6 protein-coding genes are annotated in these 2,722 nt (G+C 57.8%); all 6 read left to right on the top strand.

What is annotated here, in order from left to right:
* The first annotated feature begins 102 nt into the window (after nt 1-102).
* Entirely contained in the window at nt 103-417 is a 315-nt protein-coding gene (locus PG892_RS21965) for a hypothetical protein (protein WP_270825866.1), read from the top strand.
* 79 nt (nt 418-496) lie between these two features.
* On the top strand, nt 497-1,039 hold the full coding sequence (locus tag PG892_RS21960) for a hypothetical protein (protein ID WP_134696919.1): 543 nt from the start codon (nt 497-499) through the stop codon (nt 1,037-1,039).
* Nucleotide 1,040: 1 nt separating this feature from the next.
* Nucleotides 1,041-1,382, top strand: coding sequence for a hypothetical protein (locus tag PG892_RS21955; protein ID WP_077098440.1), 342 nt, complete (start codon nt 1,041-1,043; stop codon nt 1,380-1,382).
* Between the two features lie 74 nt (nt 1,383-1,456).
* Nucleotides 1,457-1,753, top strand: coding sequence for a hypothetical protein (locus tag PG892_RS21950; protein WP_125596618.1), 297 nt, complete (start codon nt 1,457-1,459; stop codon nt 1,751-1,753).
* Between the two features lie 89 nt (nt 1,754-1,842).
* Complete coding sequence (locus PG892_RS21945) at nt 1,843-2,157, top strand: hypothetical protein (RefSeq protein ID WP_021137999.1); 315 nt, start codon at nt 1,843-1,845, stop codon at nt 2,155-2,157.
* Nucleotides 2,158-2,159: 2 nt separating this feature from the next.
* Nucleotides 2,160-2,564 carry a type IV toxin-antitoxin system YeeU family antitoxin gene (locus PG892_RS21940; RefSeq protein WP_080988641.1) on the top strand — a complete coding sequence of 135 codons (405 nt, stop codon included), beginning with the start codon at nt 2,160-2,162 and terminating at the stop codon, nt 2,562-2,564.
* Nucleotides 2,565-2,722 lie beyond the last annotated feature (158 nt).

Below are 2,722 nucleotides of genomic sequence, written 5' to 3'. Positions count from 1 at the left end.
GGTCACATGGAAGATCAGATCCTGGAAAACGGGAATGGTTCCGTTCAGGGCGCTACTTGTGTATAAGAGTCAGGCTTTAGCCAGGCCGCCGTGGCAGAGGCCATGTGTGCCCATCCAGGGCTTGCCAAGCTCATCAGTCAGCAGTTGATGCTGCCGGGCTTTGCCTATGCCCACGATGTGGAGGGGCGACGTATTGGCGGGCCACTGGTTGCGCCCAATCCGGTGCTACACAAAACCTCGCTCTTTGTCAGTCCCCGCGATATGCGTGAGCACCTGCCACGAGAGATTAACTTCGCCCGCTTTCGCTGCGCCTGTAATGCAGCGGGTCAGCCGGTCGGTGAGTGGCAACGGGTAATTGTCGGGGCCTACGTCAACCACGGTAGTAATGACAAGCCGGATTGGAGTAGTCACACCTGAGCCACGGCCACCAGCACACACAAGACCCCATGCAGCCCCTCACACCGAGGGGCTGTTTGCATTTGAAGGAACCCCAACCATGCATGACTTACGTGATTACAACACCCTGACCGCTCAGCAGCTCACCGTTGCCATCGGCCAGCTCAACCACAACACCGCGCCGAAGATAATGAGCCACCTCGCATTGCGGGCCAGACAGCCGTACCCGCTCGGTAATGGTCGTAGCAGAGCCAAGGTTCTCAAGCTGCTGCGCCGGGTCAAGAAAGCACACAAGGCGGGGCGTATCCCGTTTGAGCTCACCGTGACGGGTTGCCGCATCGACCGTGGCAGCCATCAGGCTGACCGTTACTACTACGACCGGACGCTGCTGGCCCAGGGCTGGCAACAATACGATACCGAGGAAGACGCCTGGTATTTCGGCATCTGGATTCACACAGAGAAGTTGGAGACCTTTACCTACGCCGAAGGGGATACCAGCCATGTGATTGCGCCAAACGTTGAGGCGTTTCGTGCCGAACTGGCGCGGCTCTATCAGTACCACCCGCAAGCCCCGGCGTTTATCAGCATCGACCCGGAAGCGGGCACGGTGACCCACCACTTTGAAGCCAAGCCGGAGGTGTGAGATGGCGAAGAACATCACCATCAAGGTGCCGGGCAAGCATCCACAGACCGGCGAGCTCACCACCTTTGAGCTCAAGGGCCAGCGCATGGATATCGACCTCGGTGGGCAGGCCGTGCCTTTCCTTATTCATGGGAGGGGGATAGGCACCTCGCTCACCCACATCCCGAGCGGCTACCGCATAGCCCTGCTCGGTGGCTGGCTGACCGCGCGTTACGCCATGCCTGAGAATAAGCCCAGCAGAGCGGCCTGCGCCCAGATGGCCATAGACCGGCTGGTAGCCCAATACGGCTCGCGGCACCTGCTGGACCGACTCAACTGCAAGCCGATTATCAATCAGATGTAACAACGCACAGCTCAAGTGCTCACGCTCATCAATGCTCAGAGGGAGCGACAGCCCAGACAACAAGGAACGATGCAATGACCAACACCCTACCTACAACACCTAATCCACTGGCAAGCCATTCGGTGATGCAGATGCTGGATGTCGCCATGAGTTCCATCATCGGCGACTACGATGACGCAGACCTGGTACCAGAATGGCAATGGGTCAAGCAAATGGCCTCCCATGAACATGTCGGCGTGAAGGATGACTCCGCCTACGAGTACACCCTGAACCTTGCCATGGATCTCGATACGATCCCGCCAGCGCTGCAACCCTTGATCACTGCAGCCCAGCAGGCAGGAGTGAACTACATCCTGTTTTACAACGGCTAACCACCGCGACCATCTCATCGCTCATCCACAAACAACATAAAGGGCCAGCCCTCACAGGCTGGCCCCTTGCATCATTGGAGTCACCGAACATGACCCGTCTTATCACCGGACTCGAGGTGCATCGCTATGCCCCCGAGCTCAACAAACTGCACCTGCGAAACCGTCAGACACTACCCGCTCCCGGCATCACCACCATCAAGCAAGCCAAAGCCCGCCTGTTTGCTCGTTGGCAACCTGGGCATCAGGTGACCATCACCGTGAGCCATCCCGACTACATCAATCTTTCTCGGCTCTACCGGGGGCGGCTGACAAACCTGACCGAACTCCCTGAGCACCTGACCAGACTTCGCCAGCGCCACAACGTGCCCGGCACCTGCATCGACATTCAACTGAGGTATCGCTAATCATGACCACGACAACCACCCACACCAACAACCAACACCCCGTAGCGCCAGACCACCCCACTCGGATTTTTGCACAGTGGGGTTTGCCCCATACCGTGACGCCACGCTTTGGCGCTCGTCTGATACAGAGTCGCTACCGGCTCGATTTTCTATCCGATCGGGCCAGTCTGATCGGTGAATGGAGTGAGACGCAGATAGCCAAGCTCGACCTGGCTTTCCCGGAGATCATCAAGGCTCTGGAAGCCAAGCTGCTAACCGGCGAGCTGGATGCTCAACGTCAGCACTGCATCACTATCCAGCACGGCGGCTTTACCTGCGAAGCCGACACCCTCGGTAGCCATGGCTATGTCTATATCTGTATTTACCCTGCGGCGAGCATGGACGCCAATCCTGACCGCAAGGCGTGACCACACATCCGCTTGTGGTAACATTTTTAAACCTACTCGTCCGTGATAAGTGGGTGGGTCTTGGGGAAGGCCAATTCATGGCCTTCCCTTTTTTTGGTGACGCTGTTTTTTTTGAGGTTGCTCCCAGTGACTTCGATACCAACTGGCCCCAAGCAGGT

Origin of the sequence: Aeromonas sp. QDB68, assembly GCF_027707405.1 — a bacterium.
Taxonomy (GTDB): Bacteria; Pseudomonadota; Gammaproteobacteria; order Enterobacterales; family Aeromonadaceae; genus Aeromonas; species Aeromonas caviae.
This window is presented reverse-complemented; position numbering and strand designations above follow the sequence as displayed.

Excerpts from the sequence above, each read along its gene's own strand:
- PG892_RS21950 (WP_125596618.1), top strand. The coding sequence starts at position 1,457 with ATGACCAACACCCTACCTACAACACCTAATCCACTGGCAAGCCATTCG.
- PG892_RS21965 (WP_270825866.1), top strand. The coding sequence starts at position 103 with ATGTGTGCCCATCCAGGGCTTGCCAAGCTCATCAGTCAGCAGTTGATG.
- PG892_RS21940 (WP_080988641.1), top strand. The coding sequence starts at position 2,160 with ATGACCACGACAACCACCCACACCAACAACCAACACCCCGTAGCGCCA.
- PG892_RS21945 (WP_021137999.1), top strand. The coding sequence starts at position 1,843 with ATGACCCGTCTTATCACCGGACTCGAGGTGCATCGCTATGCCCCCGAG.
- PG892_RS21955 (WP_077098440.1), top strand. The coding sequence starts at position 1,041 with ATGGCGAAGAACATCACCATCAAGGTGCCGGGCAAGCATCCACAGACC.
- PG892_RS21960 (WP_134696919.1), top strand. The coding sequence starts at position 497 with ATGCATGACTTACGTGATTACAACACCCTGACCGCTCAGCAGCTCACC.